The following is a 25913-nucleotide window of genomic DNA, read 5'->3' as shown; positions in this document are numbered from 1 at the left end:
GAACGGGTCGCGAATCAGTTCTCGTCCTTGGGCGTGGCCCACTCCTCGAGGCGGTCGGCCACTTCAGAAACCTCGATCAGGCCACGGCCCAGATCGCGGACGATGTCCAGCGCCTCGTCCTCGTCGGCGTCGATCCACCAACCGTTGATGTCACACAGAGTCACCGCGGCGACCCAGCCCAGGCGCCAGTTCCCCTCCAGCAGCGGGCGGGTCCGAACAATGGAGTCCAGCAGGGCGGCGGCCTTCAACCAGAGCGTCGCGTACGCCTCGACGCCGAGCACCGCGGCGCGGGGTCGGTGCGCGGCGGAGTCCAGCAGCCCGACATCGCGCACCACGAGGTCACCGCCAGTGACCGCGGTGGCCAGCACGAGCAGGTCGCTGGCATCCAGATAAGTGATCACTAGCCAGGAGATACCAGAAAATCAGGTCGAGCCGAGCCGTTCCAGCAATCCCCGATAGCGGGGAAGAACACGTTCCAGCGCGTCGGAGAGCTGTTGCTCCTTGTGCAACCGCGACCACCGGTCGGCCAGCGCGAGTCGCACGATCTCCTGCTTGGAGCGGCCCTCGACGTTGGCTAGCTCGTCGAGTTGCCGATTCTCCTCTTCGGTCAGCCTCAGCGTCATGGCCATGCGGGGGATGGTACCGATCTGGTATCACCGTAACCAGAGGTCAGGTACGTCCATTCGGGTTACATAACAGTGTTCCGGTACGATCGCGCGGTGCCTCGGCCGAAGACGCACGACGAAACGCTCCGGGAGAAGCTGCTCGACCGGGCGGCCCGGCTGCTCGCCTCCGGCGGCCCCGGCGCACTCGGGCTGCGCGGCCTGGCCCAGGACGTGGGCACCTCCACCACCGCGGTCTACGCGCTCTTCGGCGGCAAGCCAGGACTGCTCCGCGAACTGTTCCTGGACGCGTTCCGGCGCTTCGGCGCGCGGCTGGCCGAGGTGCCGGTGACCGGGGACCCCGCGCACGACCTGGTCCAGCTGGGCCTGGCCTACCGGGCGGCCGCGCTGGCCGATCCGCACCTGTACCCGGCGCTGTTCGGCGCGCCGGAGCCGGACGAGCAGACCGCCGAGGCGGCCGCCGCCGCGCTGGCGCCGCTGCTGGCGGCGGCGCGCCGGGGCGTCGAGCAGGGCGTGTTCGCGGCGGGGTCGGCCGAGGAGCTGGCCAACTCGGTGTGGAGCCTGGCGCACGGCCTGGTCAGCCTGGAGCTGGGCGGACGGCTGCTGCCGGGACCGGATCCGGCGCAGAGCTACCCGCGCGCGCTCGAAGCGCACACGCGGGGCTGGCTCGCGCCCCTGTCCTGATGACAGAGGGGCGCGAGGCCCGGGACACCCCGCCGCCAACGGTTCCCCGGGCCTCGCTGAACTGTCCGTTTAGGACAGTCCTCTATGGATCGCCGCGAACAGCTCACCGTTGCCGGTGTCACCGTCGAGCGACCAGACCATGGCGCCACCCAGCCGCTGCTGCCGGATGTAGCGCGTCTTCTCCTTGATCGAGACCGGGTCCTCGAAGTTCCAGAACGTGTTCCCGTCGAACAGCCAGCCGGTGGCCGCCTTCGGGTCCCGGTACTGGGTGAACCCGGTCAGTTCCTTGATCTTGTTGTAGTTCAGGTAGCCGCACTCGTGGCTGCTGGGCGCGCAGCCGGTGGCGGGCTGGAACAGGCCATTGCCGCCGCCGGTGACGCCGGTCCAGCCGCGGCCGTAGAACGGCACGCCGAGCACCAGCGAGCGCCGGGGCGCGCCGCGGTCCAGGTAGTCCTTGATCACCTGGTCCAGGTCCAGCTTGCCGGGCGTGGGGTCGTTGTCCGGGGCGTGGATGGCGGACTGGTGGTTGGTCAGCGAGTCCCAGGCGCCGTGGATGTCGTAGCCCTGGATGGTGGCGAAGTCCAGCAGCCGGAACACCTTCAGCACCTCGATGCCGGCGTCCACGGTGGCCGCGCCCGCGGGCAGGAAGGCGGTCAGCTCGTAGCGCTTGCCGGTGCGCCAGGACAGCTCGGCGAACTGCCGCCGGAACTCCGCCAGCGCGAGGGTGAAGTTCTGCTTGTCCTCCGGCCGCACCACGTTGCCGGGCGCACCCGGCGCGCCGGGCCACTCCCAGTCCAGGTCGATGCCGTCGAAGAGCCCCGCGGCAGCGCCGTCGCCGCCCTGGGCCAGGCCGTCCAGCTTGGGCAGGTTGCCCTTGAGGTAGAGGTCCACGCAGCTCTTGACGAAGGCCTTGCGGGAGGCGTCGGTGAGCACCGCGTTGGAGAAGTACTTCGACCAGGTCCAGCCACCCAGGCTGATGTTGACCTTGAGGTGCGGGTACTTCTTCTTCAGCTTGCGCAGCTGGTTGAAGTTGCCAGCCAGCGCCTGCCCCGGCTGGTCCGCCACCCCGTCCACCGACTCGGCCGCGGTGTGCAGCCGCTGGTAGTCGGCCTTGGCGTCACCGAGGCCGGTGGTGCTGCTGGCGAAGCACTTCCCCTCCTCGCTGACGTTGCCGAAGGCGTAGTTGAGGTGGGTGAGCTTGCCCGCGGTGCCGGAGCTGACGAGCTTGTTCACCGTGTAGCCGAACTGCTTCGCGCTCCACTGCGTGTAGTAGCCGACCCTGCGCTGGGACTGTCCCCAGTGCTCGGCCGCGGCTTCCTCCGCCACGGCTGCCGGTCCCAGTGACGCCAGGAGACCGGCCAAGGTGGTGACAACGACCGCGGCGATCCGGCCACGGCGCTGAGTGGTCCTCATCTGCGAGCACTTCTCCTTGGTTCCAGTGGGGTGGTCGCGGCCCGGGGGCAGGAGTCCCGGGCCGCGACCGTGGTTCCTAACCGAGCGCGGTGGCCAGGGCCTTGATCAGCTCACCGTCCGCGGTGTCGCCGTCGAGGGACCAGATCATCGCGCCGCCCAGGCCCTTGCTCTTGGCCCAGTTGACCTTCCTGGTGATCTCGGTGGGATCGTCGAAGGTCCAGAAGGTGCTGCCGTTGAACAGCCAGGCGTGCCCGGCCACGGCATCCCGGTGCACGGTGTAGCCGCTGCTCACCAGGTTCTTGATCTTCTTGTAGTCCTCGATGCCCGCCTCGTAGGTGCCGGGCGCGGGACCGGTGGCGGCCTGGAAGAGGCCGTTGTTGGCATTGGTCACGCCGGTCCAGCCCCTGCTGTAGAAGGGCACGCCGAGCACGACCCAGTTGGCCGGCGCGCCCCGGCTGGTCCAGGCGTCCACCGCGATCTCGTCGGAGTAGGCGAACGGGCTCGGGTCACCGGCGGGGTGCTTGACCGAGGACTGCTGGTTGGCCACCTTCTCCCAGCCACCGTGGAAGTCGTAGCCCTGCACGTTGCCGAAGGTCAGGTTCTTGACCACCTCGCCAACCTCGAACCCGGCGTCGACCTTGCGCGGGTCGGCGGGCAGGAAGGCGGTCAGGTCGTACTTCTTGCCGGTGGTCGCGCCGAGGGCGTCCAGCTGGGCGCGGTACTCGGCGGCCAGCAGGCTGAAGTTGCGCTTGTCCTCGGGCCGGACGATGTTGCCGGTGTTGCCCTCGGAACCGGGCCACTCCCAGTCCAGGTCCACGCCGTCGAAGATGCCCGCGCCGGAGCCCGGCCCGCCCTGCGGGTCGCCGCCCATGACCGGCAGGTTGCCCTTGATCCACATGTCGATGCAGGAGCTGACGTGCGCCTTGCGCGAGGCGTCGGTGAGCGCGGCGTTGGAGAAGTACTTCGACCAGGTCCAGCCGCCGAGGCTGATCAGCACCCGCAGGTTCGGGTACTTGGCCTTGAGCTTCTTGAGCTGGTTGAGGTTGCCGGCCAGCGGCTGGTTGTAGACGTCGGCGACCCCGTCCACGGCCTGCTCGGCGGGCAGGCGGCGCTGGTAGTCGGCCCAGGAGTCGCCCTGGCCAGCCTGGTTGACCTGGAAGCACTTGCCCTCGGCGTTGACGTTGCCGAAGGCGTAGTTCAGGTGGGTCAGCCGGGCCGCGGTGCCGGAGGTGTCCAGGTTCTTCACGTGGAAGTTGCGGTCGTAGACGCTCCACTGGGTGAAGTAGCCGACCTTGCGGTTGCCCGAGGGGCCGGGGTCGCCGCCCTTGGCGGTCTTGCCGGTGACCGAGGGGCTGGCCGCCGAGGTGTTCCCGGCGGCGTCCTTGGCCCGCACGGTGAAGGTGTAGGAGGTGTCCGCGGCAAGTCCGGTCACGGTGGCCGAGGCACTGGTCGCGGTGGCCACCACCACGCCGTCACCGACGATCTCGTAGCCGGTGACCGCGACGTTGTCGGTGCTGGCGGGCCAGCTCAGCGAGAGGCTGGAGCTGCTGACCCCGGTGACCGAGGGCTGGCCGGGCGCGCTGGGCGCCTGGGTGTCCGGTTCGCCGCTGCCGCCGTCACAGGAGGCGCCGTTGACCTTGCAGCCGCCCGGGTCGCGGTAGGCGCCGGTGAACTGCACGCCGAAGCCGAAGCTGGCGGACTGGCCGGTGGCCAGGGATCCGTTCCAGGACTGGCTCTTCGCGCTCACCCGCTGGCCGCTGACGGTGTGCGTGGCCTCCCACAGCGAGCCCAGCCGGTGCCCGGCCGGCAGGTCGAACTCCACCGTCCAGCTGGTGATCGCCGCCGGTCCGTTGTTGGTGATCGTGTACTTGCCCTCGTAGCCGGTGTCCCAGCCGGAGGTCTTGGTGAACTTCGCGGTCACCCCGGTGGCCGCGTTCGCCGGCAGGGCGGCGAGGCCGAACAGGGCGAGCAGCAGGGCGGTCAGCATCGCGGTGGCACGCCATCGGCGGATGGGCATGTCTCTCCTCGCGTCAGGAGCGAAAGGCGCAGCAGGGGGGTGGAGCGTGGAGGTGGGTGAAACCGGCCGGGCTGGGGTCAGTGGCACCCAGGTCCCGGCCGGAAGCCGGTCACCTCGATCCGCCGCGGACAGGGAGTCATGACGCGGGTGTGGCGATCTGCGGCAGCCATCGCGACCTCATCTCTTCAGGGCTCCCAGGGTTGGCGGACCCATGGCGTGGGTGGAGCACGTGCGAGGCGGCGGCGGCGGAACTCAGGTGGTGCGGGCACGGTGTCAGCGCGCTTGCAAACACCATGTGGTTCAGACCACAGAACGTCAAGGTCTAGACCAATCAGTCACTCGTTCGGCCTAGCGAAACGTGAATGTCGTTCCGCCACAAGCGATTGGGCCATGCGGCGAGGTGTTCACTGGTCCATATGGACCCACGATCGGCCCAAGACGAAGGGCCCGCCCACGGGTGTCGTGGACAGGCCCTTCGTCGGGTCGACCGGTGCCGAGCTGCGGTTACACCGCGCCGTAGAGGCGGTCCCCGGCATCGCCGAGGCCGGGCACGATGAACCCGGAGTCATTGAGCCGTTCGTCCACGCTGGCGGTGACCACGCGCACCGGAAGACCAGAGGAGGCCAGCTTTTCCACTCCTTCGGGCGCGGCCAGCACGCACACCGCGGTGATGTCGGTGGCGCCCCGGTCCACCAGCAGCCGGATGGTGTAGATCATCGACCCGCCGGTGGCCAGCATCGGGTCCAGCACCAGCACCGGGCGCCCGGCCAGGCTCGCGGGCAGCGACTCCAGGTACGGGGTCGGCTGCAGGGTCTCCTCGTCGCGGGCCAGCCCGACGAAGCCCATCTGCGCGTCCGGGATCAGGTCGTGCGCCTGGTCGGCCATGCCCAGCCCGGCGCGCAGCACCGGCACCAGCAGCGGCGGGTTGGCCAGCCGGAAACCGTCGGTGCGGGCCACCGGCGTGTGGATGCGCTCCACCGCCTCCGGCGCGTCCCGCATGGCCTCGTAGATCAGCATCTGGGTGAGTTCCTGGAGCGCGGCGCGGAAGGCGGCGCTGTCGGTCCTCGCGTCGCGCATGGTGGTGAGCCGGGCGCGGGTCAGCGGGTGGTCGACGACGAGAACGTCCATACGCCGGAGTCTAGGAGGCACCCCCGCGCACCCCCACTTTCCGCAAAAGAGGGTGGCGCGCAGCGACACGGCGGGCTCTTGGCCAGGCGACGGGTTTGATTTTTTCGCGTCGCACGTTCGTGCCGGGGTCACGAACGTGCGACTCAAGAGCGAAAGAATCCCGCGCGCGGAGCGCGCCAATCCAACACTGCCGGTTGACAGGGTGAGGGCGGTCACGACCCTAGACTCAGGTCCATGGCTGCACCGTCATCGGCGACGGCTGCCGGACCGGGCGTACCCGCCCCCTCCGGTGGACCGGCGCTCCCCCCTGAACTGGCCGACGCGACCAGGGACGACACCGCGCTGCGCCGGTTCCTGCACGGCCTGCCCGGCGTGGACGCGGTCGGGCTCGAGCAGCGCGCCGCCACCCTGGCCACCCGGAGCATCAAGAAGGCATCGAAGCTCTGGGCCATCGACACCGCCATCAGCATGGTCGACCTGACCACGCTGGAGGGCGCCGACACCCAGGGCAAGGTGCGCACGCTGTGCGCGAAGGCGCGCAGGCCCGATCCGGACTACCCGGAGGTGCCCAGGGTCGGCGCGGTCTGCGTGTACCCCGACCTGGTGGCCACCGCGGTCGAGGCGCTGGCCGGCAGCGGGGTCGGCATCGCCAGTGTGGCCACCGCGTTCCCCTCCGGGCGGTCCAACCGCACGGTGAAGCTGGCCGACACGCAGCTGGCGGTGGAGGCGGGCGCGACCGAGATCGACATGGTGATCGACCGGGGCGCGTTCCTGTCCGGGCGCTACGGCCAGGTCTTCGAGGAGATCAAGGCGGTCAAGGCGGCCTGCGGCGAGGCGCACCTGAAGGTCATCCTGGAGACCGGCGAGCTGGCCACCTACGACAACATCCGCCGGGCCTCCTGGCTGGCGCTGCTGGCCGGTGGCGACTTCATCAAGACCTCCACCGGCAAGGTCTCCCCCGCGGCCACCCTGCCCACCACGCACCTGATGCTGCAAGCGGTGCGGGACTGGCGGGACCAGACCGGCGAGCTGCGCGGGGTCAAGCCGGCCGGCGGCATCCGCACCACCAAGGACGCGGTCCGGTACCTGGTCGCGGTGCACGAGGTGGCTGGCCCGGAGTGGCTGACCAACACGCTGTTCCGGTTCGGCGCCTCCAGCCTGCTCAACGACCTGCTGATGCAGCGGCGGACCCAGCTTGAGGGCCACTACAGCGGCCCCGACTACGTGACGGTGGACTGAGATGAGCAATCCCGTGTGGGAGTACGCCCCGGCCCCGGAGTCCAGGGCGATCGCCAACCTCAAGGCGAACTACCAGATGTTCGTCGACGGCAAGTTCGTCGACGGTGCGGGCGAGCCGCTGAAGACGGTGAACCCGGCCACCGAGGAGGTGCTCGCCGAGGTGAGCACCGCCGCGCCGTCCGATGTGGACACCGCGGTCAAGGCGGCCAGGCGCGCCTACGACAAGGTGTGGGGCCGGATGCCCGGCGCCGAGCGGGCCAAGTACCTGTTCCGGATCGCGCGGATCATGCAGGAGCGCGGCCGCGAGCTGGCCGTGCTGGAGACGCTGGACAACGGCAAGCCGATCAAGGAGTCGCGGGACGTCGACGTGCCGACCGCGGCCGCGCACTTCTTCCACCACGCGGGCTGGGCGGACAAGCTCGGCTACGCGGGCTACGGGCCGGACCCCAGGCCGCTGGGCGTGGCCGGTCAGGTCATCCCGTGGAACTTCCCGCTGCTGATGCTGGCCTGGAAGATCGCCCCCGCGCTGGCCTGCGGCAACACCGTGGTGCTCAAGCCCGCCGAGACCACCCCGCTGACCGCGCTGGTCTTCGGCGAGATCTGCCAGCAGGCCGGACTGCCCGCCGGGGTGGTCAACATCCTGCCCGGCGCCGGTGACGTGGGCAGCGAGCTGGTCAACCACGGCGGCATCGACAAGGTGGCCTTCACCGGCTCCACCGACGTCGGCAAGCTGATCCAGAAGTCGCTGGCCGGCACCGGGCGCAAGCTCACCCTGGAGCTCGGTGGCAAGGCCGCCAACGTGGTCTTCGACGACGCGCCGCTGGACCAGGCGGTCGAGGGCATCGTCAACGGCATCTTCTTCAACCAGGGCCACGTGTGCTGCGCGGGCTCCCGGCTGCTGGTGCAGGAGTCCATCGCCGAGGAGCTGATGACCAAGCTGCGGGCCAGGGTGTCCACGCTGCGCCTCGGCGACCCGATGGACAAGAACACCGACATCGGCGCGATCAACTCCAAGCCGCAGCTGGAGCGGATCCGCGAGCTGGTCGAGTCCGGCGACGCGGACGGCGCGGAGCGCTGGACCAGCCCATGTCCCGTGCCGGACAAGGGTTTCTACTTCGCGCCCACGGTGTTCTCCGGCGTGCAGCAGGCCATGCGGATCGCCCGCGAGGAGATCTTCGGCCCGGTGCTCTCGGTGCTCACCTTCCGCACCCCGGCCGAGGCGGTGGCCAAGGCGAACAACACCCCCTACGGGCTCTCCGCGGGCATCTGGACCGAGAAGGGCTCGCGCATCCTGTGGATGGCGCAGCAGCTGCGGGCCGGTGTGGTGTGGGCCAACACGTTCAACCGGTTCGACCCGACCGCGCCCTTCGGCGGGTTCGGCGAGTCGGGCTTCGGCCGCGAGGGCGGCCGGGCGGGTCTGGAGGCGTACCTCGATGTCTGAGCGGATCAGCGTGGCCAAGACCTACAAGCTGTACGTGGGCGGGAAGTTCCCCCGCTCGGAGTCCGGACGGGTGTACCCGGTGAACGACGCACGCGGGAAGTTCCTCGCCAACGCGTCCCTGGCCTCGCGCAAGGACGCGCGGGACGCCGTGGGCGCGGCCAGGTCGGCCTTCGCCAAGTGGTCCGGCGCCACCGCCTACAACCGCGGCCAGGTGCTCTACCGGGTGGCCGAGATGCTGGAGGGCCGCCGGGAGCAGTTCACCGCCGAGGTGGCCGCCGCCGAGGGGATCGCGGCCAAGAAGGCGGAGACCCTGGTGGACGCCGCGGTGGACCGCTGGGTCTGGTACGCGGGCTGGACGGACAAGCTGGCCACCGTGTTCGGCGCGGCCAACCCGGTGGCGGGCCCGTACTTCTCCTTCACCACCCCTGAGCCCACCGGCGTGGTCGCGGTGTTCGCCCCGCAGTCCTCCTCACTGCTGGGCCTGGTCAGCGTGGTCGCCCCGGTGATCGCCGCGGGCAACACCTGCGTGGTGGTCACCAGCGAGCAGCGCCCGTTGCCCGCGATCACCCTGTCCGAGGTGCTGGCCACCTCCGACCTGCCGGGCGGCGTGGTCAACCTGCTCACCGGCGGCACCGCGGAGCTCTCGCCGTGGCTGGCCGCGCACGCCGACGTGAACGCGATCGACCCCACCGGCGTGCCGCTGGAGGCGCGCACCGAGCTGGAGCGCGCCGCCGCGGGCACGGTCAAGCGGGTGCTGCGCGCCCCGGCCAAGGAGCCGGACTGGACCGCCGAGCCGGACATCAGCAGGCTGCGCGCGTTCCTGGAGCACAAGACGGTCTGGCACCCGACCGGCGTCTGAGCCAGTGGTGGGGGCGGCTCCGGCCGCCCCCACCACTCAGCGCGGCAGGACGAGCCAGCGCTGGTCCACGACCGTGTTCGCCGCCCGCCATCGCGGCCAGCACCCACCCGCGCCGCCACCTGGCCCGCACCTGCCCGGCCCGCCGTGCCGACAGGATCTGCACGAGCACCACCGCCAGCACTCCGGCCAGCACCTGCCAGACCACGAACCCCGGCTCGTTTTCAACGTTGTACATCTGTTCCCCAGCGCTCCTGCGTGGAAAAGCGAGAACCGTCAGCGGATCCGCCAGTCCAGTCTGCCGTCCGGCGTCACCGTGGGGTGGCTGTGCCCGACCGGCGTGCCGGTCTCCAGGGCCTCGGCCACCTCGAAGACCATCTCGCCCAGGCTGGTCCACTCCGGTTTGTGCACCTCGGAGCGGTCCTGGTCCCACTCCAGCACGCAGCCGTGCAGCGGGCCGGGACGCAGGTCGACCACCAGCGCGTCGCCGCAGCCGTCGAAGGCGATCGGCACCCAGGCCGGGTGGAAGCTGCGGGCGGCGGTGCCCGCCTCGGGTTCGGCGTCCGGCTCGGCCCACTGGGCCCGCCAGCGCAGCCTGCGCCACTCCCTGGCGTCGAAGGCGCTGCGGGTGCTGTGCGGGGTGTAGAACGGCGGGAAGATCTCCGCGAAGTCGGTGCGCACGGTGCCGTCGCACAGCGTCCACCACCGGCGCAGCTCAGCCGGGAAGCTCAGTCCCAGGCGGCGCTCCAGCTCCTCGACCTCGGCGGGCGCCGCGCCCGGCCGGAGGAGTTCGTGTGTGGTGGGCGCGCTCGCGGCCAGCCAGGTCCACAGCCGGCCCCAGCCCTCGGCAACGTCCATGAGGCCATGATCGCAGCTCACGGGCCTGTTCGGTGCCGCCAACCCGTGATCATCGTTGGTCCGACCGGAGCAAGTGTCCTAACGAACTCGGCGGAGCCGGCCCCCGACGCCGGCCCCGCCGAACTCTTCCCGCGAGTCAGCCGGGACTCAGCGCCGCCTCGCGCATGCCGCGCTGCACGACCGTGGTCGCCGCGCCCGCGAAGGCCGTCCACTGTGGAGCGTGCTCGGCCAGCAACCGCCTGCCGCTCCGGCTGATCTCGTAGAACTTGCGCCCCGGCCCGCCGTCGCCGGCCCGCCAGGAGCTGTTGAGCAGCCCGCCCTCTTCCAGCCGGTTGAGCAGCGGGTAGAGCGTGCCGCCCTTGACCTCGCCAAGACCGGACTCGGCCAGCTGCTGGGAGATCAGGTAGCCGTAGCTCTCCCCGTGCTCGGCGAGCAGGGCGAGCACAGCCAGGTCGAGCACGCCGCGCAGCCACTGCGCCTGCCGCACCTCGACCGGACTCACGACTAGAAGGTATCGCCATCTAGCTGGCTGTGCAACCTAGTCGGTCGCGTGAATCCGGCCATCCGCGCCCACAGGCGGGCTGACGTGCGGCAAGCTGGAGCATCGGCCGGAACCGCGGGAGGTCTCCCCGCGTCGAACCGGCCACAGGGACTCATGGGGAGAGGCAGACGGGGAGCGATGGCCGAGAAGGGTTTCAAGGTCGACCCGGCCGCGTTGACGAGCTACGCCAACGCGGTCAAGGGCATGTCCGGCGACCTGGGCAAGGTCGGCACCGGCACGCTCGCCGGGGCCAACTCGGTGCCGGGCAACGCCTTCGGCAAGATCGGCGCGGAGGTCTCGGGCGCGCTGACGCCAGCGGCGCAGGGCATCCTGGACGGCATCAGCGCCGCGGCCAAGGCCCTCGGCGAGTTGGGCGCGGCGGTCAGCGGCACGGTGACCGACTACCACCAGCAGGACGCCGAGCACGCGGCCAACGTCAAGCGCTCCGCGCAGCGCTGAGCACAGGGGGATCCACGCCATGTCCGACGTCGAAGCCGTGCTCAACGGGCTGACCGAGCCACTGCGCAACAACCTCAGGGACCTGGAGGGCGACCACGGCGCGGCCCAGCGCGCGGCCACCGCCTTCGGCCAGGCCAACACCGCGCTGGCCGACCTCAAGGGCAAGCACAACGGCGCGTTCAAGGGCGCGATGAACGGCTGGTACGGCGACCGCGCGAACGTCTTCCAGGGCCGGGTCGCCACCCTGGAGGGCTCGCTGGACAAGCTGGCCGCCAACTGCAAGACCGCCCAGGACGCGGTGAACAACGCCCACAACGCGGTCACCACGGCCAAGGGCAACATCGAGAAGCTGGTCAACGAGCTGCGCGGCACGGTCACCCCGCAGGTCGAGGCCGCGCTGGCGGGCAAGCACGGCGGCAACAAGGCCAGCGTGCCGCAGGCGATCCAGCAGTGCTGGTGCACCGCGGCCAACTTCCACCTCAAGGGCAACCAGGAGATCACCAAGGCCAAGCAGGCCCTGAGCGAGGCCGCGGGCAAGCTGCGCGGCATCCCCGGGGTGGACGTGGGCTCCCTCGGCGGCATGGGCGGCGCGCTCGGCGGCGGCGTGGACGGCACGAACACCGCGGGGGCCAACGGCCGCAACGGTTCCGGCAGCCACGGCAGCGGCTCGGGTTCCGGTTCCGGCTCTGGGTCCGGCTCCGGCTCCGGCGGCGGTGGGGGCGGCGGCGGTGGCGGGGGTGGCGCGCCCGCGTCGAACCTGCCGGTGGCCATCCCGCCGCAGCCCGGCTCCGGCGTGGACGTGAACCTGCCCGGCGGCAAGACCGTGCAGGCGCCCAACGAGATCGCCGCGGCCGCGGTGCGCAAGGCGCTCACCGCGCTGGGCACGCCGTATGTCTGGGCGGCCTCCAACCCGCCGCAGGGCACCGACTGCTCCGGCCTGACCAAGTGGTCCTACGCGGCCGCCGGGTTCGAGCTGCCCCGGCACTCCGCGGCCCAGGCCATGGGCGCGCAGGTGCCGCCGGGCGAGCTGCTGCCCGGCGACCTGGTGGTGTGGAAGGGTCACGTGGCGATGTTCATCGGCGACGGGCAGATCATCGAGGCCGGTGACCCGGTGCAGATCGGCAAGCTGCGCACCACCAACAGCGGCATGCCGTTCATGGGCTTCTTCCGGCCGACCGGCTGAGCGGGGGTAGGTCGATGCACGAGGACTACGTCGAGGCGGACAACGCGCGGGCGGCGGCGAAGATCGCCGAGACCGAGCAGCGGGTGGTGGAGCGGCTGGCCCGCACCGGGCCGGTGCTGGGCAAGGCATCCTCCGGCGACGGCGCGGTCAGCGTGACCGTGGCGCCCGGCGGGGAGGTCCAGCAGGTCCGGATCGACCCGAGGGCACTGCACATGGGCTCCGCGCAGCTGGCCGCCGAGGTGCTCAAACAGGCCCAGCGGGCCACCAGGGACGCGGCCGGGCGGCTGCACCGGTCCCTGCACGGGGTGCTGGACGCGCGCGCCGCCGACGGGCTGAGCGCGCTGGGCATGGCGCCGCAGCCGGTGGCCGACGATGATGACGAGGACGGCGGGTCTTTCCTGCGGAGGGCGCGATGAGCGAGCCGTACCAGCCAGATGAGACCCGCGAGGCCGAGGACCGGCTGGAAGCCAGTCAGCGGCTGGAGGCGGACATGGCCAGGGTCATCGGCCAGGCGCGCAGCCAGGACGGCCTGGTGGCGGCCACGGTGAACGCCAGCGGCGAGCTGGTGCAGCTGTGGCTGGACCCGGCCGCGGTGAACCTGGGCGCGGACCGGCTCGGCCAGGCGATCACCGAGACCGCGCGGCAGGCCGCCGAGTTCGCCGTGCAGCGCTCCTACAACGTGCTCGCCCGCGCGCTGGGCGATGAGTTCACCGCGGTGGTGGAAGCCGTCGGCGGCACCGTGCCGGCCCGCGCGGCCGGCTGGGACAGCGCCACGGTGACCGGCCCGGCGGCCACGCCCGGCAGGCAGGCGGCGCAGCCGGCGGAGGACGAGGACGTGTTCTCCTTCGACCTGTCGAGCCTTCGCTCGGACCGGTGATCCAGCACCGGTGGTGAACCCGTAGGCTGCGGCCGAATCCGTCGGCGACCCGGAGGCAGGGAATGGCTCAGGACATCGTCCCCATCGAGCTTGGTCTTCCGCAGGGTGACCTGGTCACACTGTGGGCGCCGAAATGGCGTGAGGACGGCGAGGAGTGGGAGGCCTTCCTCGGCCACGGGGAGGACCTCTACGGCTTCGCCGATGCCGCGCACCTGGCCGCCTACCTGCGCACGGCCACCGAGCACGACCTCACCGACCACCCGGCCTGGGCGCAGGTGCCCGGCCTGCACGCCGGTGAGCTGATCCCGGACGACGAGCGCCGCTACGACCTGGTCGGCGTGCCCGAGCTGGTCGCCGAGGAGCCGGACACCTGGACCATCGGCGAGCTGGCCGAGACGGTGGCCATCGTGCGCTCGCTGGCCGAGGTGTGCGAGCTGGAGGCCGTGCACGAGGTGCTGGACTCCGCGGACGGGTTCGCGCTGCTCAACCAGGGCACCTACCCGTTCCAGGGCCGCGACGGCGAGGCCCGCTGGAACGACCTGGCCAGGGTTGTCATCGACGAGTGGGACAAGGTCCTGGACGCGATCGACGCCGTGGTCACCCAGCCCGAGGTGGACGGGGCCGCGCTGACCGTGGCCCAGGCCGAGCTGGACGAGCTGGAGACCGAGGAAGAGGACGCCCCCGAGGGCGAGGAGACCGAGGTCGAGGAGGAGCCGACCGGCTTCTGGGCCGAGGTCGGCATCGACCCGATCAAGATCATCACTTCCGTCGGCGAGCACTACACGCTGCGCTGCTACCTCGACGACAAGCCGGTGTTCCTCGGCTCGGACGGCCAGATCGACGTCTTCGGCTCGCCGCGCGCGCTGGCCCGCTTCCTGGCCACCGGCGAGGGCGACTCGGCCGAGGACCACGACAACGACCTGGCCGCCGTGGTCACCTGGGAGGACGTGGTGGCCGCGGCCACCAACGGCGACCTGGAGATCGAGGTCGAGCAGGACAACACCTACGTGCTGACCGGCCTGGCCGAGGACCTGGCGGGCGGGGTCGAGCAGGTCGACCCGTACCAGCTGGAGCTGGCCGTCGAGCTGATCACCGACGCGGCGCAGTGGGCTGGCGACGATTCGGCGGAGAAGGCGCTGGCCAAGTCGGAGAGCCTGGGCTGGCTGGTCTCCTTCGTGGTCCGGCCGGACCCGAACCGGCTGGCGCCGAGCGCGCCGTTCACCGCCGAGGTGGAGTCCTGGGAGAAGCTGGTGGCCGGCTTCGAGGAACGCCTGCGCGCGCACTGAACCCCCTGTGCACAGCGGGGCCGCACCGGATCGCCGGTGCGGCCCCGCTGTCGTTCCGGCTCAGGCCTGGAGCGCGGCGTAACCCGGCTTGATCACGTCGTTGATGATCGCCAGGCGCTCGTCGAAGCCGATGAAGGCGGACTTCATCGCGTTGACGGTGAACCACTGCAGGTCCGCCCAGCTGTAGCCGAATGCCTCCACCAGCGCGGCCATCTCACTCGACATCGAGCAGTGGCTCATCAGCCGGTTGTCGGTGTTGACCGTGACCCGGAAGCGCAGCCGGTGCAGCAGGCCGATCGGGTGCTCGGCGATGGAGGCCGCGGCGCCGGTCTGCAGGTTGGAGCTGGGGCACATCTCCAGCGGGATGCGCCGGTCGCGGACGTAGGCGGCGAGGCGGCCCAGGTGCACGGTGCCGTCCTCCTCCACCTTGATGTCGTCCACGATCCGCACGCCGTGGCCGAGCCGCTCGGCGCCGCAGTGCTGGAGGGCCTCCCAGATCGACGGCAGGCCGAATGCCTCACCGGCGTGGATGGTGAAGTGCGCGTTCTGCTGGCGCAGGTACTCGAAGGCGTCCAGGTTGCGGGTGGGCGGGAAGCCCGCCTCGGGCCCGGCGATGTCGAAGCCGACCACACCGGCGTCGCGGTAGCGGACGGCCAGCTCGGCGATCTCCAGCGAGCGGGCGTTCTGCCGCATCGCGCACAGCAGGGTGCCGATCCGGACCTTCTTGCCGCGGGCGGCGGCGGTGGCCTCGCCCTGCCGGAAGCCCTCCTGGACCGCCTCGACGATCTGCTCGAGGACCAGGCCGCCCTCGGTGAACAGCTCGGGGGCGTAGCGGACCTCGGCGTAGACCACACCGTCGTCGGCGAGGTCCTCGGCGGCCTCGGCGGCCACCCGGACGATCGCGTCGGTGTTCTGCATGACGCCGACGGTGTGCGCGAAGGTCTCGAGGTAGCGGACCAGGGAGCCGGAGTCGGCGGCCTCGGCGAACCAGTCGCCGAGCTCGGCGGCGTCCGTGGTGGGCAGGTTGGCGTAGCCGCCGGCGTCGGCCAGGTCGATGACGGTCTGCGGTCGCAAGCCGCCATCGAGGTGGTCGTGCAGAAGCACCTTGGGTGCGGTGCGGATGGTTTCCAGAGTCACCGGGGTTGACATGGCGACACGGTACCCGCACCCACACACGTGAACCGGCGCTCGGTCGGTAGGCCGACCGGCGTGTTGCCGGGCCGTTCCAGAGAGCGAGCGCTATGATCATCTGACTTGTGCGACTAGTGGCAAGTCCACTCTGTCGGATGGTTCTGAGGCGTCGTTGTGGCTGCATTGCCACGCAACGTCGATCATGGTCGGGGATGCATGTAGCTCGAATGGGGAACGCGGTTCTGCGCTGAGCAACCACTGAAGATCGAACCACTGGCGTTTCCTGCAGCCAGTCACCCGAATGGCGTACTCCTAGCCAACTTCCGCCGAAGTTCGGCCGGGGGGCGGTGAACAACAACTCGGGCGACTGGCTAGAGTCGCGTCCGTCGGTCCCCTCCCTTCGACGAAGGTCCCTGCCGTGAGCGAGAACAACCACTCCACAATGTCTTTCGATCGGATGCGCAACACACTGATTCGCGCAGCCGAGATCCGTGAGAGCGAACAGCAGCAGATCTTCGACGCGCTGGACGAGATCCACGCTCGACTCTCGCCGCTGGAGTCGCTCGGCTCGGTGCGCAAGCGCCTCTCCGAGCTGCCCGATCGCACCGAGGTCAGCGTGCTGGCCGAGCGGCTGGACGAGACCCTCGCCCGGCTGGAGGCCCAGGACGGCGCCATCGCCGGTCTCGGCCGCGCGGTGGAGAGCCTGGTCGACAAGCTGGCCAAGCCCTTCGCCCAGCTGGACGGCCGCCTGGACGGCGTGGCCGGCCGCTTCGAGGGTGTCCAGGGCAAGATGGACGGCCTCGAGGACAAGCTGTCCAACATCCACAAGCGACTTGACGACCTCGGCGGCAACGTCGAGCGGCACCTGGACAAGCAGGACGCCCGCCTGGAGGCGCTGCCCAGCGCGATCACCAACCCGGTGCGCGAGCGCGTCGAGGCGCTGGAGACCGTGTTGCGCGGCCGGATCGACGAGGTGGACGAGGGCGTGCACGAGCACCTCGACGGCACCCGCGAGGCGCTGCAGCGCTCGCTGACCGAGAGCACCGACAGCCTGCGCGGCCTGATCTCCGAGGGCACCGACACCCTGCGCAGCTCGATCAACGACGGCAACAACTCCCTGCGCGGCGCGATCACCGACGGCAACAACTCGCTGCACGGCGCGATCAGCGAGGGCACCAACACCCTGCGGACCAGCATCACCGAGGGCAACACCGGCCTGCGCAACAGCATCAACGACGGCAACAACAGCCTGCACAACGCGCTGTCCTCGGCCCGCGACGAGCAGAACGAGAAGCTGGACGACCTGCTCTCCCGGCCCGCGGTCGACCCGACCGAGCGCCTGCAGAGCCTGGCCGAGCGCCTGGACGCCCTCAACGCCCGCCTCGAGCAGGTCGGCGGCCGCATCGACGAGGTCGAGGACAACGTCTCCGGTCGCCTGGGCGACCTGGACGGCAACGTCAAGCAGGGCCTGAACCGGGTCACCGGCGCGGTCACCGAGCGCCCGGACAACGACGCCCTGCTCGGCCTGGTCCGCCAGGCGAACCAGGAGTCCGACCAGCGCCACGCCGGCCAGCTGGACGAGGCCATGGCCACCTTCGCCGAGCTGATCCTCGGCGGCGGCGCGCCCACCCCGCCCCCGCCGCCGGCGGTGATGCCGCGGCAGCAGCGCCGCAGCCGCGCCAAGAGCTCCGGCAAGTCCCGCGACGCGGAGAAGTCCGTCGACCCGGACGGCGTGGACGTAGACATCGACAGCTGACCCAGTACCAACCACAGCGCCCCGGGAGCCCCAAGCCCCCGGGGCGCTGTGCTGTCGAGCGCCGGCAAGGACCACGCCGGTCCCGCCACCGCGGGACGGCTGGGCCGCCGGGGATCGAAAGCCGGGCCAGGGCGAGGAGAGGGCTGCGGCAGCGCCGGACCGCGACCGCCGAGCACCGGGCCGCGAGCCGTCGGGCGGCGCTGGGCGCGGGCGATCGGCTTGGCCGGGCTGCCCTGCGGTGCCGACGGGGCGGCCCCACCGTCGCGGGGGCTACCAGGACGGGACGTACAGCCAGGCCACCTGAGTGATCGTGCCCTGGTCGTCGACGGTGACGTCGAAGCCCTCGTCGCGCTGTTTGGGCGGGATTCGGTGGAGGTCGGTGAGGAATTCCGGCACCGTGCTCGCCTTGCCCTTGACGCTCACGATCCGGGAATTCCGGGCCAGCGGCACCTCGCTATGGGGACCGCCCAGGGTGATGGTCTCGAAGCTTTCGCCGAGGTGTTCTTTTTTCGCTGGGCGGATGTCCAGGTAGGTGGTGCCGTCGCGGGTGGTGCCCTTGTCGATCTGCACGAAGTGTTTGCCGGGCTGGAATGGTTTTTGCTGCTGGCCTGAGGTGGTCGGCGCGCTGTTCGCGCTGGTGGCGGGCGGCGCTGACGGCGGTGCGGGGGCGCAGGCGGACAGGGCCGCGAGGGCGAGGACGCCGAGGAGAATGCGCATGATCCGGTAGACGTGTGCCGCTCGGGCCGGTTGCGCATTTCGTCCGGGGAGTCCGCTTTCCGCCACTCGCGGCCGCCTTGGTTCAGCCGCGCAGGGTGTCCAGGAGCAGGAGCTTGGTCTCGGGGGCCGATTCGGCGATCCGGTAGCCGCCGTCCAGGGCGGCCAGTGCGGCGGGGATGGCGTCCTCGGTGTTGGTGTGCAGTTCCAGCAGGGGCTGGCCCTTGGTGACCCGGTCGCCGGGTTTGGCGTGGCAGAGGATGCCGGCGGCGTGCTGGACCGGGTCTTCCTTGCGGGCCCGGCCCGCGCCCAGGCGCCAGGCGGCGACGCCGACGGCGTAGGCGTCCAGTTCGGCCAGGACCCCGTCCTCCTGGGCCTCGACCAGGTGCACGTGTGCGGGAGTGGGCAGGGGCGCCTCGGGATCGCCGCCCTGGGCGCTGATCATGCGGGACCAGGTCTCGTAGGCCTGGCCGGAGGCGAGGACCGGGGCCGGGTCGGTGTCGACGCCGGCCAGTGCGAGCATCTCGCGGGCCAGGGCGATGGTCAGCTCGGTGACGTCGGCGGGGCCGTCGCCCTTGAGCACCTCGACGGACTCGGCCACCTCCACCGCGTTGCCGACCGCGCGGCCCAGCGGGACGGACATGTCGGTGAGCAGGGCGCTGATGTTGAGGCCGTTGGCCTTGCCGATGGCGACCAGGGCCTCGGCCAGGCGGCGGGCGTCGGCCTCGGTCTTCATGAACGCGCCGGTGCCGGACTTGACGTCGAGCACCAGCGACTGGGCACCCTCGGCGATCTTCTTGCTCATGATCGAGCTGGCGATCAGCGGGATGGCCTCGACCGTGCCGGTGACATCGCGCAGCGCGTACAGCTTGCGGTCGGCCGGAGCCAGGCCCTCGGTGGCCGCGCAGACCACCGCGCCGACCGAGTTCAGCTGGGCGGTGATCTCCGCGGTGGACAGGTTCGCCCGCCAGCCGGGGATGGACTCCAGCTTGTCCAGGGTGCCGCCGGTGTGGCCGAGGCCCCGGCCGGAGAGCTGTGGCACGGCCGCGCCGCAGGCCGCGACCAGCGGGGCCAGCGGCAGGGTGATCTTGTCGCCGACGCCGCCGGTGGAGTGCTTGTCCACCGTGGGCCTGGTGACCGCGGACAGGTCCAGGTGCTCGCCGGAGGCCACCATGGCGGCGGTCCAGCGGGCGGTCTCCTCGGCGGTCATGCCGTTCAGGAAGATCGCCATGGCCAGGGCGGACATCTGCTCGTCGGCCACCGCGCCCCGGGTGTAGGCGTCGATCACCCAGTCGATCTGGGCGTCGGTCAGTCGATTTCCGTCCCGCTTGGCGCGGATGACGTCAATGGCGTTGTGACTCATGCTGGCGGCTCCGGCAGCTGGTCGGGTCCGAAGGCATCCGGCAGGACCTCGCTCATCGGCAGGATCCCGCGCGGGGTGTCGAGCAGGCAGTCCGGGCCGCCCAGCTCGTAGAGCACCTGGCGGCAGCGGCCGCAGGGCATCAGCAGCTCACCGGTGCCGGAGCGGCAAGTCACCGCTACGAAGCGGCCGCCGCCGGTCAGGCGGAGCTGTCCGGCCATCGTGCACTCGGCGCACAGGCCGAGGCCGTAGGAGGCGTTCTCCACGTTGCAGCCGGTGATGATCCGGCCGTCGTCGCAGACGGCCGCCGAGCCCACCTGGAGCCCCGAGTAGGGGCAGTAGGCGTGCCCGGCGGCCTTGACCGCGGTCTCGCGCAGCAGTTCCCAGTCCACAGTGGACATTGTCAGCCGCGCCGGTACTCGACGCCGTTCGCCGCCGGTGGCCGCAGTCGCTGCGCGGACACCGCGAGCACCACCAGCGTCACCAGGTGCGGCAGGTAGGTGGTCAGCTGGCTGGGCAGCTCGTCGAAGGACCAGTACACCCAGTACAGGATGAGCGCGCCGGAGACGGTCACCGCGGTGGCCACCCAGCGTCGCCGCCACAGCTGCACCACGACCACCACACCCAGCGCCAGCACCGCCGCGTACAGCAGCGCGAGCACCGCGCCGCCGCCGCTGCGCAGCTGCAACCCGTCCGCGTAGCCGAACAGCGCGGCGCCGCCGAGCAGGCCGGTGGGCCGCCAGTTGCCGAAGATCAGCGCGGCCAGGCCGATGTAACCGCGGCCGTTCGTCTGGTTCTCCAGGTAACCGGCCTGGCCGGGGTTGAGCAGCAGCGCCGCCCCGCCCAGCCCGGCCAGCGCGCCGGAGATGATCACCGCGGCGTACTTGTGCAGGTAGACGTTGACGCCCAGCGACTCGGCGGCCACCGGGTTCTCCCCGCAGGAACGCAGCCGCAGGCCGAACCGGCTGCGCCACAGCACCAGGTAGGTGACCGGCACCAGCACCAGGGCCAGCATGGTCAGCGGGGACACGTGCGTGACCAGCCCGCGCAGGATGCCCGCCACGTCGGAGATGCCGACCCGCTGCTCGTTCTCCAGCGCGGCCAGCCAGTCGCCGATCGGCTGGAGGGAGAAGGTGTCGAACTTGGGCACCGGCGGCGACTCGCGCGGGTTGTTCGACACCGGCAGGAACAGCAGCGTGGACAGGTACTTGGTCACGCCCGCGCCCAGCAGGTTGATCGCCACACCGGAGACGATGTGGTTGACCCCGAAGGTCACCGTGGCGATGGCGTGCAGCAGGCCGCCCAGCGCGCCGAAGACCGCGGCCGCGACCAGCCCGGCCCACGGGCCCCACTGGTAACCGGCCCAGGCGCCGCCCCAGGTGCCGAGGATCATCATGCCCTCGAGGCCGATGTTGACCACGCCAGCGCGCTCGGACCAGAGCCCGCCGAGCCCGGCCAGCAGGATCGGCATGGCCAGCAGCACCGCGGTCTGGAAGGTGCCGGAGGAGGTCAGCTGCGGCACACCGGTCAGGTAGGAGGCGGTGGACAGCGCGACGATCGCCGCGGCCACCAGCAGCAGGCCGGTGCCCCAGCTGGGCAGCTTGCGCTGCTGCGGCCCGGACAGGAAAGCCGAGCTCCCGGGGTGCTGAGGGGTGTCGACTACGGCGCTCATGCGGCCACCTCGTCCGTCGTGCCGAGCTGCTGCCCGACCTTGCGTTGTTCGGCCGCCAGGGTGATCCGCCGGACCACCTCGTAGGCCACCACCACCGACAGCACGATCGAGCCCTGCATGATGGTCACGATCTCCTTGGGCACGCCCACGTTCTCCAGCGCGACCGAGGACTTGTCCAGGAAGGCCCACAGCAGCGCGCCGAAGGCGATGCCGACCGGGTGGTTGCGGCCCAGCAGCGCCACCGCGATACCGGTGAAGCCGTAGGCGGCCGGGAAGTTCAGCGTGTAGGTGTAGTCGCGGCCGAGCAACTCCGGCATGGCGACCAGGCCGGCGATACCGCCGGAGAGCAGCATCGCGACCAGGATCATCTTCTTCGCGTTGACCCCGCCCGCGGTGGCCGCGGTGGCCGACTCGCCGGAGGCGCGCAGCTCGAAGCCGAACCGGGTGCGGTTCATCAGCACCCAGTAGCCGACCCCGGCCAGCACCGCGAGCACCACGAGGCCGAAGACCGTGCCCGCCTCGCCGAGGGACAGGCCGGGCACCCGGCCGGACTCGGCCACCAGCGGCGTGCCCAGGTTGTTGCCGCGCAGCTCGCCGAAGACCGAGTCCTGGATCAGGTACGCGGCGATGCCGGTGGCCACCGCGTTGAGCATGATCGTGGAGATGACCTCGTTCACCCCGCGGGTGATCTTGAGGATGGCCGGGATGGCCGCCCACAGGGCACCCACCAGCACGGCCACCACCAGGACGAACAGCGTGTGCAGCACCGGCGGCAGCACGACCGAGCCACCGGCCACCATCGCGATGATCGCGGCGATCTTGTACTGGCCCTCGACGCCGATGTTGAACAGCTTCATCTGGAAGCCGATGGCCACCGCGAGCGCGGCCAGGTAGTAGGTGCTGCCGGTGTTGACGATGTCCACCGCGGTGGTGCCCCGGCCGACCTGGGCGATCATCGCGGCGAAGGCTTCCAGCGGGTTGCCGCCGGAGATCATCAGCGCGATCGAGCACAGCAGCAGGGCCGCGGCGATCGCCAGCAGCGGGGGCAGCAGGACAGCGCGGGCGTTCAGCTTCACCGCTCGTCCCCTTCCGGTGCGCCGGCGGCCGCCTCGCCGCCGGTCATGGCCGCACCGAGGTCCTCGGGCGTCACCACGTTCGGGTCGGCGTCGGCCACCAGGCGTCCGCGCGACATGACCTTGATCGAGTCGGAGAGCCCGATCAGCTCGTCCAGGTCGGCCGAGATCAGCAGCACGGCCAGGCCGTTGGCCCGCGCGGTGCGGATCTGCTCCCAGATCACCGCCTGCGCGCCCACGTCCACGCCCCTGGTCGGGTGCGAGGCGATGAGCAGCACCGGGTCGCCGGAGAGCTCGCGGCCGACCACGAGCTTCTGCTGGTTGCCGCCGGAGAGTGCGGCCGCGGGCACCTCGATGCCCGGGGTGCGCACGTCGAACTGCTCGACGATCCGCCGGGTGTCCTCCCGCGCGCCCTCCAGGTCCAGCCACCGGCCGCGGACCACCGGACGGCGGGTCTGGTAGCCGAGGATGCGGTTGGCCCACAGGGTCTGGGTGAGCAGCAGGCCCTGCCGGTGCCGGTCCTCGGGCACGTACCCGATCCCGGCCTCCCGCCTGGCCAGCGTGGACTCCTTGGTGATGTCCGCGCCGCCGAGGGAGACCGAGCCGCTGTCGATCTTGCGGATGCCCATCACGGCCTCGACCAGCTCGGTCTGGCCGTTGCCCTCCACGCCCGCGATGCCCAGCACCTCGCCGGCGTGCACGGTCAGGTTGATGTGGTCCAGGATCGGCCGCTGCCCGCCGTCGGCGCACAGCCGCACCTCGGTGAGGGTGAGTACCGGGCGGTCGGTGACCGTGGACTCGCGGGTCTCCGGGCTGGGCAGCTCGCTGCCGACCATCAGCTCGCCGAGCTGGCGGGAGGTGACGGTCCTGGGGTCGGCGGTGCCGACCGTGCTGCCCCGGCGGATCACGGTGAGGCTGTCCGCGATGGCCCTGACCTCGTCCAGCTTGTGCGAGATGAACAGGAACGTGTAGCCCTGCTCGCGCATGCCGCGCAGGGTGACGAACAGCTCGTCGACCTCCTGCGGCACCAGCACCGCGGTGGGCTCGTCCAGGATGACGATCTTCGCGCCGCGGTAGAGGACCTTGAGGATCTCCACCCGCTGCCGGTCGGCCACGCCGAGGTACTCCACCGGCACGTCCGGGCTGACGTGCAGCCCGGTCTGACCGGCCAGCTCGGCGATCCGCTTGCGCGCCTTGGCCCCGATGCCGTGCAGCGCCTCGGCGCCCAGCACCACGTTCTCCAGCACGGTGAGGTTGTCGGCGAGCATGAAGTGCTGGTGCACCATGCCGATGCCGGCCTTGATCGCATCCGCGGGCGAGCGGAAGTGCACCTGCTCGCCGTTGACCTCGATCGTGCCCTCGTCCGGCTGCTGCATGCCGTAGAGGATCTTCATCAGCGTGGACTTGCCCGCGCCGTTCTCCCCGCACAGCGCGTGCACCTCGCCCCGCGCCACGCTCAGGTGCACGTCGGAGTTGGCGATCACGCCGGGGAAGCGTTTGGTGATGCCGGCGAGCCGGACCGCGGTCGGCGAGTGCTGGGCGGCATCCGGGGAACTGCTCATCTTCGAGGTCTCCCAGTGGTGGCGGCCAACGCGCGATGGGCCTGGGATCGGTGGCCCAGGCCCATCGCGTGTTGTTGCTTGCTCAGCTGCTCGGCTTGTCCGAGACCTTGATCTGACCGGACACGATCGCGGCCTTGTAGGCGTCCAGCGTGCCCTTGATGTCGTCGATCTTGCCGCCGCTGGTGGAGTAGCCGACGCCGTCCACGCTCAGGTCGAAGACCTTCGGCAGGGTGGTCAGGTCGTTCTTGGCGGAGGCGGCGATGTAGTCGTAGACGGCCACGTCGACCCGCTTGAGCACCGAGGAGATGATGATGTCCTTGGAGTCCGCGACGGTGGTCTGCTTGTACTGGTCGGAGTCCACCCCGATGGCCTGCGCGCCCCGGGACATGGCCGCGCTGAACACGCCCTTGCCGGAGCCGCCCGCGGCCTGGTACAGCACGTCCGCGCCACCGTCGATCAGACCGTCCGAGGCGACCTTGCCCTTGTTCGGGTCGTTGAAGCCGGAGAGGTCACCCGCCGGGGTGAGGTACTTCTTCTCGATCTTGATGTTCGGCGCGGCGGCCTTGGCGCCCTGGTAGAAGCCGGCCTCGAACTTCTGGATCAGCGGCACGTTCACGCCGCCGACGAAGCCGACCGAGCACTTCTTGCTCTTGTAGGCGGCGATCACGCCGGCCAGGAAGGAGCCCTGCTCCTCGGCGAAGAGCAGCGGGGTGACGTTCTTCGCGCCCTCCACGCCCGCGTCCACGATGGCGAAGCGGGTGTTCGGGAACTGCGCGGCGACCACCTTGAGCGCGTCGGCGTAGGCGAAGCCGATCGCGATGACCGGGTTGTAGCCCTCGCTGGCCAGCTGGCGCAGGCGGCTGGCCTTGACGTCCTCGGTGTCGCCGGCGGCGGCCGAGGCCTCCTTGACGTTGCTCTTCTGCAGGCCCAGCTCGGCGACCGCGCGGTCGACACCCGCGGCGGCGGCGTCGTTGAACGACGCGTCGCCCCGGCCGCCGATGTCGAAGGTCAGGCCGACCTTGAGCGCCTTGGCGTCGGGCTTGGTCCCGGTCGTGCTGCTGCTGGTGGACCCGGCCGGGGCGGCGGGCGGGGCCGCCTTCTCGCACCCGTTGCCCGTGGCGTTGCCCCCAGGGGCGCCGCCCGGTCCGCTGTCCTTCGCGCACGCGACCAGCGACAGGACGCTGGTGATCGCGACCGCGGCCACCGCGGCGTTTCGCATCCGACGCACGGCTCTCGTCTCCTTCACATGGCCTCGCCGAACAGCCTCGCGACTGCCCGACACAACCCCCGGCTCCATCGACAGGGGCGTCTTACAAACGCCGAACCGTACCCGCCGGTATGGCGCCCTCCGCAGGCAGTCTGCCCGACGTGACCGAATTGTTGGGCGCTCCATCCACAGGCCGCCCCCGTTCGCGCCTGGAGCTCGCGCGCGCGGGTTGTGCGCGCGCCGCGTCCCGCGCGCGACTCCCCCCATCAGGCTGTCTCGTCGATCACAGCGGGCTACGCCAAGTGGGTCGCTCAGCGCCTACACGGCTAGCATCCCGTGGGTCAAGGCCCCCGGTACCCGAACACCGGTAGCCAGAGATCCAGCAATGACGTTGGAGGCCGTCCACCATGGCCAGCACTGAGGCCGCGGCGACCCAGCAGCGGGGTTCCCGCGGCGGTGGGAAGCTGTACCGGGGAGACCTGGGGATGTGGTCGTGGGTCGCCCACCGGATCACCGGGGTGCTCACGTTCTTCTTCCTGTTCGTGCACGTCCTGGACACCGCGCTGGTGCGGGTGTCGCCGGAGGCGTACGACAAGGTCATCGCGACCTACAAGGAACCGTTCTTCGTCCTGTTCGAGCTGGGCCTGGTCGCCGCGGTGCTGTTCCACGCGCTCAACGGCATCCGGGTCATGCTGGTGGACTTCTGGGGCAAGGGCCCGCGCTACCAGCGCCCGATGATGTGGACCGTGCTGGTCATTTGGGCCGCGCTGATGATCCCTGGCTCCTACCACCTGCTGGCCAAGGCCTACAGCATGCTGATGGGCGGGATGTGA

General features: G+C 70.9%; 26 protein-coding genes. 11 read left to right on the top strand and 15 right to left on the bottom strand.

What is annotated here, in order from left to right; translation table 11 throughout:
- Positions 1 to 14: 14 nt before the first annotated feature.
- Positions 15 to 401, bottom strand: coding sequence for a type II toxin-antitoxin system death-on-curing family toxin (locus N8J89_RS04255; RefSeq protein ID WP_283663046.1), 387 nt, complete (start codon positions 399 to 401; stop codon positions 15 to 17).
- Positions 402 to 422: 21 nt separating this feature from the next.
- Positions 423 to 629: a ribbon-helix-helix protein, CopG family gene (locus N8J89_RS04250; protein WP_283663045.1), complete on the bottom strand. Its 207-nt coding sequence runs from the start codon at positions 627 to 629 to the stop codon at positions 423 to 425.
- Between the two features lie 90 nt (positions 630 to 719).
- Between N8J89_RS04250 and N8J89_RS04245 the strand changes: the two genes are divergently transcribed.
- Positions 720 to 1307 (top strand): TetR/AcrR family transcriptional regulator, encoded by a 588-nt coding sequence (locus tag N8J89_RS04245; protein ID WP_283663044.1) that lies wholly within the window; start codon positions 720 to 722, stop codon positions 1305 to 1307.
- A gap of 69 nt (positions 1308 to 1376) precedes the next feature.
- On the opposite strand, the gene N8J89_RS04240 is transcribed toward N8J89_RS04245, so the two are convergent.
- From N8J89_RS04240 to upp, 3 genes are all read right to left on the bottom strand, one after another.
- Positions 1377 to 2720, bottom strand: coding sequence for a glycoside hydrolase family 18 protein (locus tag N8J89_RS04240; RefSeq protein ID WP_283663043.1), 1344 nt, complete (start codon positions 2718 to 2720; stop codon positions 1377 to 1379).
- A gap of 76 nt (positions 2721 to 2796) precedes the next feature.
- Entirely contained in the window at positions 2797 to 4737 is a 1941-nt protein-coding gene (locus N8J89_RS04235; protein WP_283663042.1) for a glycoside hydrolase family 18 chitinase, read from the bottom strand.
- 504 nt (positions 4738 to 5241) lie between these two features.
- Complete coding sequence (gene upp, locus N8J89_RS04230; protein ID WP_283663041.1) at positions 5242 to 5865, bottom strand: uracil phosphoribosyltransferase; 624 nt, start codon at positions 5863 to 5865, stop codon at positions 5242 to 5244.
- A 234-nt stretch (positions 5866 to 6099) separates the two neighbouring features.
- Between upp and deoC the strand changes: the two genes are divergently transcribed.
- The 3 genes from deoC to N8J89_RS04215 are packed head-to-tail and all read left to right on the top strand — an operon-like array spanning position 6100 to position 9404.
- Complete coding sequence (gene deoC, locus N8J89_RS04225) at positions 6100 to 7104, top strand: deoxyribose-phosphate aldolase (RefSeq protein WP_283663040.1); 1005 nt, start codon at positions 6100 to 6102, stop codon at positions 7102 to 7104.
- 1 nt (position 7105) lies between these two features.
- Positions 7106 to 8545, top strand: a complete 1440-nt coding sequence (locus N8J89_RS04220; RefSeq protein WP_283663039.1) for an aldehyde dehydrogenase family protein — start codon at positions 7106 to 7108, stop codon at positions 8543 to 8545.
- On the top strand, positions 8538 to 9404 hold the full coding sequence (locus tag N8J89_RS04215; RefSeq protein WP_283663038.1) for an aldehyde dehydrogenase family protein: 867 nt from the start codon (positions 8538 to 8540) through the stop codon (positions 9402 to 9404). Before N8J89_RS04220 ends, N8J89_RS04215 begins: the two co-directional genes overlap by 8 nt.
- A 273-nt stretch (positions 9405 to 9677) precedes the next feature.
- Here the strand turns inward: N8J89_RS04215 and N8J89_RS04210 are convergent, their stop codons facing one another.
- Both N8J89_RS04210 and N8J89_RS04205 read right to left on the bottom strand, forming a co-directional pair.
- Complete coding sequence (locus tag N8J89_RS04210; RefSeq protein WP_283663037.1) at positions 9678 to 10259, bottom strand: SMI1/KNR4 family protein; 582 nt, start codon at positions 10257 to 10259, stop codon at positions 9678 to 9680.
- Between the two features lie 136 nt (positions 10260 to 10395).
- Positions 10396 to 10761: a PadR family transcriptional regulator gene (locus N8J89_RS04205; protein ID WP_283663036.1), complete on the bottom strand. Its 366-nt coding sequence runs from the start codon at positions 10759 to 10761 to the stop codon at positions 10396 to 10398.
- A 177-nt stretch (positions 10762 to 10938) separates the two neighbouring features.
- Between N8J89_RS04205 and N8J89_RS04200 the strand changes: the two genes are divergently transcribed.
- From N8J89_RS04200 to N8J89_RS04180, 5 genes are all read left to right on the top strand, one after another.
- Positions 10939 to 11259, top strand: a complete 321-nt coding sequence (locus N8J89_RS04200) for a hypothetical protein (protein ID WP_252486247.1) — start codon at positions 10939 to 10941, stop codon at positions 11257 to 11259.
- A 19-nt stretch (positions 11260 to 11278) separates the two neighbouring features.
- Positions 11279 to 12442, top strand: a complete 1164-nt coding sequence (locus tag N8J89_RS04195) for a C40 family peptidase (RefSeq protein ID WP_283663035.1) — start codon at positions 11279 to 11281, stop codon at positions 12440 to 12442.
- Positions 12443 to 12456: 14 nt separating this feature from the next.
- Entirely contained in the window at positions 12457 to 12858 is a 402-nt protein-coding gene (locus tag N8J89_RS04190; protein ID WP_283663034.1) for a YbaB/EbfC family nucleoid-associated protein, read from the top strand.
- Positions 12855 to 13319 carry a YbaB/EbfC family nucleoid-associated protein gene (locus N8J89_RS04185; protein ID WP_283663033.1) on the top strand — a complete coding sequence of 155 codons (465 nt, stop codon included), beginning with the start codon at positions 12855 to 12857 and terminating at the stop codon, positions 13317 to 13319. Before N8J89_RS04190 ends, N8J89_RS04185 begins: the two co-directional genes overlap by 4 nt.
- Before the next feature lie 62 nt (positions 13320 to 13381).
- Positions 13382 to 14605 (top strand): SatS C-terminal domain-containing protein, encoded by a 1224-nt coding sequence (locus N8J89_RS04180; RefSeq protein ID WP_283663032.1) that lies wholly within the window; start codon positions 13382 to 13384, stop codon positions 14603 to 14605.
- A 60-nt stretch (positions 14606 to 14665) separates the two neighbouring features.
- Here N8J89_RS04180 and N8J89_RS04175 read toward each other — a convergent pair whose 3' ends face one another.
- Complete coding sequence (locus tag N8J89_RS04175; RefSeq protein WP_283663031.1) at positions 14666 to 15754, bottom strand: adenosine deaminase; 1089 nt, start codon at positions 15752 to 15754, stop codon at positions 14666 to 14668.
- 439 nt (positions 15755 to 16193) lie between these two features.
- On the opposite strand from N8J89_RS04175, the gene N8J89_RS04170 reads away from it, so the two are divergent.
- Entirely contained in the window at positions 16194 to 17492 is a 1299-nt protein-coding gene (locus N8J89_RS04170; RefSeq protein ID WP_283663030.1) for a hypothetical protein, read from the top strand.
- Positions 17493 to 17762: 270 nt separating this feature from the next.
- Here N8J89_RS04170 and N8J89_RS04165 read toward each other — a convergent pair whose 3' ends face one another.
- The 7 genes from N8J89_RS04165 to N8J89_RS04135 form a co-directional block, all read right to left on the bottom strand.
- The gene (locus tag N8J89_RS04165; protein ID WP_283663029.1) at positions 17763 to 18209 is read right to left on the bottom strand and encodes a hypothetical protein; all 447 of its coding nucleotides are present in this window, start codon (positions 18207 to 18209) and stop codon (positions 17763 to 17765) included.
- A gap of 82 nt (positions 18210 to 18291) precedes the next feature.
- Positions 18292 to 19569 (bottom strand): thymidine phosphorylase, encoded by a 1278-nt coding sequence (locus N8J89_RS04160; RefSeq protein ID WP_283663028.1) that lies wholly within the window; start codon positions 19567 to 19569, stop codon positions 18292 to 18294.
- Positions 19566 to 19967: a cytidine deaminase gene (locus tag N8J89_RS04155; protein WP_283663027.1), complete on the bottom strand. Its 402-nt coding sequence runs from the start codon at positions 19965 to 19967 to the stop codon at positions 19566 to 19568. Before N8J89_RS04155 ends, N8J89_RS04160 begins: the two co-directional genes overlap by 4 nt.
- A gap of 2 nt (positions 19968 to 19969) precedes the next feature.
- Entirely contained in the window at positions 19970 to 21238 is a 1269-nt protein-coding gene (locus tag N8J89_RS04150) for an ABC transporter permease (RefSeq protein ID WP_283663026.1), read from the bottom strand.
- Entirely contained in the window at positions 21235 to 22308 is a 1074-nt protein-coding gene (locus N8J89_RS04145) for an ABC transporter permease (protein WP_283666092.1), read from the bottom strand. Before N8J89_RS04145 ends, N8J89_RS04150 begins: the two co-directional genes overlap by 4 nt.
- Positions 22309 to 22310: 2 nt before the next feature.
- Entirely contained in the window at positions 22311 to 23873 is a 1563-nt protein-coding gene (locus N8J89_RS04140) for an ABC transporter ATP-binding protein (RefSeq protein ID WP_283663025.1), read from the bottom strand.
- 82 nt (positions 23874 to 23955) lie between these two features.
- Positions 23956 to 25092, bottom strand: a complete 1137-nt coding sequence (locus N8J89_RS04135; protein ID WP_283666091.1) for a BMP family lipoprotein — start codon at positions 25090 to 25092, stop codon at positions 23956 to 23958.
- A 395-nt stretch (positions 25093 to 25487) separates the two neighbouring features.
- Between N8J89_RS04135 and sdhC the strand changes: the two genes are divergently transcribed.
- The gene (gene sdhC / locus N8J89_RS04130) at positions 25488 to 25913 is read left to right on the top strand and encodes a succinate dehydrogenase, cytochrome b556 subunit (protein WP_252486235.1); all 426 of its coding nucleotides are present in this window, start codon (positions 25488 to 25490) and stop codon (positions 25911 to 25913) included.

Source organism: Crossiella sp. CA-258035, from assembly GCF_030064675.1.
Taxonomy (GTDB): domain Bacteria; phylum Actinomycetota; class Actinomycetes; order Mycobacteriales; family Pseudonocardiaceae; genus Crossiella.
Note: the sequence above shows the minus strand (reverse complement) of the source record. Positions and strands in the feature narration are given on the sequence as shown.

Excerpts from the sequence above, each read along its gene's own strand:
- N8J89_RS04250 (WP_283663045.1), bottom strand. The coding sequence starts at position 629 with ATGGCCATGACGCTGAGGCTGACCGAAGAGGAGAATCGGCAACTCGAC.
- N8J89_RS04240 (WP_283663043.1), bottom strand. The coding sequence starts at position 2,720 with ATGAGGACCACTCAGCGCCGTGGCCGGATCGCCGCGGTCGTTGTCACC.
- N8J89_RS04235 (WP_283663042.1), bottom strand. The coding sequence starts at position 4,737 with ATGCCCATCCGCCGATGGCGTGCCACCGCGATGCTGACCGCCCTGCTG.
- upp (WP_283663041.1), bottom strand. The coding sequence starts at position 5,865 with ATGGACGTTCTCGTCGTCGACCACCCGCTGACCCGCGCCCGGCTCACC.
- deoC (WP_283663040.1), top strand. The coding sequence starts at position 6,100 with ATGGCTGCACCGTCATCGGCGACGGCTGCCGGACCGGGCGTACCCGCC.
- N8J89_RS04220 (WP_283663039.1), top strand. The coding sequence starts at position 7,106 with ATGAGCAATCCCGTGTGGGAGTACGCCCCGGCCCCGGAGTCCAGGGCG.
- N8J89_RS04215 (WP_283663038.1), top strand. The coding sequence starts at position 8,538 with ATGTCTGAGCGGATCAGCGTGGCCAAGACCTACAAGCTGTACGTGGGC.
- N8J89_RS04210 (WP_283663037.1), bottom strand. The coding sequence starts at position 10,259 with ATGGACGTTGCCGAGGGCTGGGGCCGGCTGTGGACCTGGCTGGCCGCG.
- N8J89_RS04200 (WP_252486247.1), top strand. The coding sequence starts at position 10,939 with ATGGCCGAGAAGGGTTTCAAGGTCGACCCGGCCGCGTTGACGAGCTAC.
- N8J89_RS04195 (WP_283663035.1), top strand. The coding sequence starts at position 11,279 with ATGTCCGACGTCGAAGCCGTGCTCAACGGGCTGACCGAGCCACTGCGC.
- N8J89_RS04190 (WP_283663034.1), top strand. The coding sequence starts at position 12,457 with ATGCACGAGGACTACGTCGAGGCGGACAACGCGCGGGCGGCGGCGAAG.
- N8J89_RS04185 (WP_283663033.1), top strand. The coding sequence starts at position 12,855 with ATGAGCGAGCCGTACCAGCCAGATGAGACCCGCGAGGCCGAGGACCGG.
- N8J89_RS04180 (WP_283663032.1), top strand. The coding sequence starts at position 13,382 with ATGGCTCAGGACATCGTCCCCATCGAGCTTGGTCTTCCGCAGGGTGAC.
- N8J89_RS04175 (WP_283663031.1), bottom strand. The coding sequence starts at position 15,754 with ATGTCAACCCCGGTGACTCTGGAAACCATCCGCACCGCACCCAAGGTG.
- N8J89_RS04170 (WP_283663030.1), top strand. The coding sequence starts at position 16,194 with ATGCGCAACACACTGATTCGCGCAGCCGAGATCCGTGAGAGCGAACAG.
- N8J89_RS04165 (WP_283663029.1), bottom strand. The coding sequence starts at position 18,209 with ATGCGCATTCTCCTCGGCGTCCTCGCCCTCGCGGCCCTGTCCGCCTGC.
- N8J89_RS04160 (WP_283663028.1), bottom strand. The coding sequence starts at position 19,569 with ATGAGTCACAACGCCATTGACGTCATCCGCGCCAAGCGGGACGGAAAT.
- N8J89_RS04155 (WP_283663027.1), bottom strand. The coding sequence starts at position 19,967 with ATGTCCACTGTGGACTGGGAACTGCTGCGCGAGACCGCGGTCAAGGCC.
- N8J89_RS04150 (WP_283663026.1), bottom strand. The coding sequence starts at position 21,238 with ATGAGCGCCGTAGTCGACACCCCTCAGCACCCCGGGAGCTCGGCTTTC.
- N8J89_RS04140 (WP_283663025.1), bottom strand. The coding sequence starts at position 23,873 with ATGAGCAGTTCCCCGGATGCCGCCCAGCACTCGCCGACCGCGGTCCGG.
- N8J89_RS04135 (WP_283666091.1), bottom strand. The coding sequence starts at position 25,092 with ATGCGAAACGCCGCGGTGGCCGCGGTCGCGATCACCAGCGTCCTGTCG.
- sdhC (WP_252486235.1), top strand. The coding sequence starts at position 25,488 with ATGGCCAGCACTGAGGCCGCGGCGACCCAGCAGCGGGGTTCCCGCGGC.